This window comes from Sporosarcina sp. E16_8, from assembly GCF_017347095.1.
GTDB lineage: Bacteria > Bacillota > Bacilli > Bacillales_A > Planococcaceae > Sporosarcina.
Genome location: NZ_JADPRZ010000105.1, coordinates 1 through 2,440, shown reverse-complemented (window position 1 = coordinate 2,440; position 2,440 = coordinate 1). Strand labels below are relative to the sequence as shown.

At 33.2% G+C, this 2,440-nt stretch carries 3 protein-coding genes and 1 pseudogene; all 4 read right to left on the bottom strand.

The features are described from left to right. Nucleotides 1-634: 634 nt before the first annotated feature. The 4 genes and pseudogenes from I2484_RS20915 to I2484_RS20900 all read right to left on the bottom strand — a co-directional run bounded on the left by I2484_RS20915 (nt 635) and on the right by I2484_RS20900 (nt 2,439). Nucleotides 635-1,084, bottom strand: a pseudogene (locus I2484_RS20915) (SMI1/KNR4 family protein). Between the two features lie 15 nt (nt 1,085-1,099). After that, nucleotides 1,100-1,345: an HNH/ENDO VII family nuclease gene (locus I2484_RS20910; protein ID WP_207152977.1), complete on the bottom strand. Its 246-nt coding sequence runs from the start codon at nt 1,343-1,345 to the stop codon at nt 1,100-1,102. 71 nt (nt 1,346-1,416) lie between these two features. Further along, nucleotides 1,417-1,845 carry an SMI1/KNR4 family protein gene (locus I2484_RS20905; protein ID WP_207152976.1) on the bottom strand — a complete coding sequence of 143 codons (429 nt, stop codon included), beginning with the start codon at nt 1,843-1,845 and terminating at the stop codon, nt 1,417-1,419. An 18-nt stretch (nt 1,846-1,863) separates the two neighbouring features. Continuing rightward, nucleotides 1,864-2,439, bottom strand: a complete 576-nt coding sequence (locus tag I2484_RS20900) for an HNH endonuclease (protein WP_207152975.1) — start codon at nt 2,437-2,439, stop codon at nt 1,864-1,866. Between the last annotated feature and the right edge of the window lies 1 nt (nt 2,440).

The following is a 2,440-nucleotide window of genomic DNA, read 5'->3' as shown; positions in this document are numbered from 1 at the left end:
AAGCTCGCAAAACAAAAACATCCAGAACGATGGGCAGGATCAACACGCAACTGGCGTCCACATGAATCAGTCGCGTTGAATCCGATGAAAGAGAAAATCCGAATTGAAAAGAGCGGTAAAGAAATCAATTGATATTGACTAAATAGCTAATCTAGGAAGAGAGTAATATGCGACAACTATCTTGACAACCACCGTCCCTGTCATAACTACTCTCGCTATATAAAACGTCATCTCACCTGTTTATCGTACATCTCACAAAATCCAAATATGAAATCAATACTCCATGACAGTACTACCTTCATGAGCTATGAATTTCAGTAAAGCATCATTCATGTTATCCAAGGCATAAATATCTCATAAAAAAACGAAAAACACCTGTTACCTATTAGGAAATCAAGTGCAATATAAAATACTTCATTACTATTCCCACTTTAAACCAACGAGCCTGTTTAACTTCTTTATTTTTTAGCCTGTTCCCTGTAACAATACTTCATTCGATTAAAATATAATCTCGCCTAATTATAGTACAATTTTTCAAAAACAAAATATCATTATAAAAACTCTTGATGGTACAACCATCAAGAGTTTTTGATTTTCTTTAATCTCATTTATAATTTCTTTCTATTTATCTATCTTAAAAATCTTCTTCCCAAGCTTCTTTTGCATCCAATAACCTTTGGGATAAAAACTCATAAAAATTTTCTGCCGTATTGTAGTCATCAATTCCTCCTTGCTTATTCCACGCTATAACTGGGCACTCATTATTCTCCATATTGCTTGCATCTAAACAATAAGCATATTCATCTATATCTTCAATAACTATTAAATTCTCACTCATTCCTAAATCCCTTTAACTCTCCGTTTCAATAACAACAGTAGCAATATTAGACTTAGCCACTCCTAAAATATCTACACCATATAAACCACCAGACCCATAATTATTTAAAAACCACTTATAACTTTCTGGAAATTTTAACTTTAGGGTACCTTGAACATAATCAATCTGTTTTCCATCTACTCCTCCAGTAAAATCATCTGGTTCCATATTTCTCTTAATAAAATTGGTTAATTCCTCTTTATTCATTCAGAATTTTTCCTTTTACAATTCACCTTTATCTATTTGTTTAGCTCTCCATCTCCAATATTTCGATCTAAAGTTTTCAAATTGCTTTTTCAAAACAAGGTCATTTCTAAAGCATCCTCCATTCTCCACTAATGCATGCAATATTCTATCATATTCTTTATGCATACTACTCGGGAGCTCCACCATTGATCCAGGTTCTCTTTGAATTAAATGATGAAGTTCTATTTTTGTCCCATCTTTCCAAATTGGAGGTCTTATCATTCGTATTTATATTATTTGAAAAATCAGCCGTTGCTTTTAGATGTAGCTTTCAATGAGTGCCGTTATTTAGATTAATATAATTTATCAAATAATTCAGAAAAACTATCTGCAAGGATAAACATATTGTCCATTTCTTCTTCGGGTACTCTATCATGAATCCAAAAATATACTTTCCCTTGATACTCTCCACTAACTCCTAATAAAATCTCATTTCCTGCTGGATCATTAGCAATTGAAATGAAGCCCTCTGGTATTTCACCATCTAAAATCTCAAAAACTTTGCCTAAATTACTTTTTATATCCCCAATTCCATAATACTTATTTACTAAACTTTCTCCCTCATCATCTGAGATTTTGAAGCCAGATTCTTGTGGAAATCCTCCATTGTATTCAAGTAGAAATTCAACATATTGCTTAGGTAGCACAATCTCATACTCTTGTTCAAACTGTTTTATATCCTGTAAAGAAATTTTTGGGTTTTCACTATGCATTTTTGTCATACTCTCACTCCTATATCATTACTTATTTTTCCCGTTGACTTTTGATTGACCACCAATGTGCCTAAACTCTCTGTGGATATCTTCATCTACTAACATCATAGTTTTTCCATTTTGATGATGATGCCATGTATATCCATCTGGTGGCTTTCTAATATCTAGTATGGGTGGATCGGTATCTTTTGAAAGTTTAGCCTCTTTATTTGCATTTTCAAAATCTTTCGGATTATTTTTAGGTGATTGAATTTCGATTTTTACTGGCTTAACATTTGGATGCATAAACGGTGTAAAATCTGGAAAACCATCTGGATATCTTACCGATACTCCAGACTTGTTAGTATAAGTCCAAGTTCCATCACTATCAATAGAAGTTTTCCCGCCCATATCATACCATTTTTTAGGTAATGGTGAGTTCATCGGTTTTGTTTCTAGAATTTCTTTAGTGAAATCTTCTAATTTTAATAGAGTATTATCACCCGTACCCTTACCAGTAACATTTTCAACTTTCTTTGGACTTATCCACTTCACAATTGAAGACTTCCTAACAAGTCTAATACCCGCGGTACCCGCTTTTATCGCTGGCCCAAAAGGGGTAATC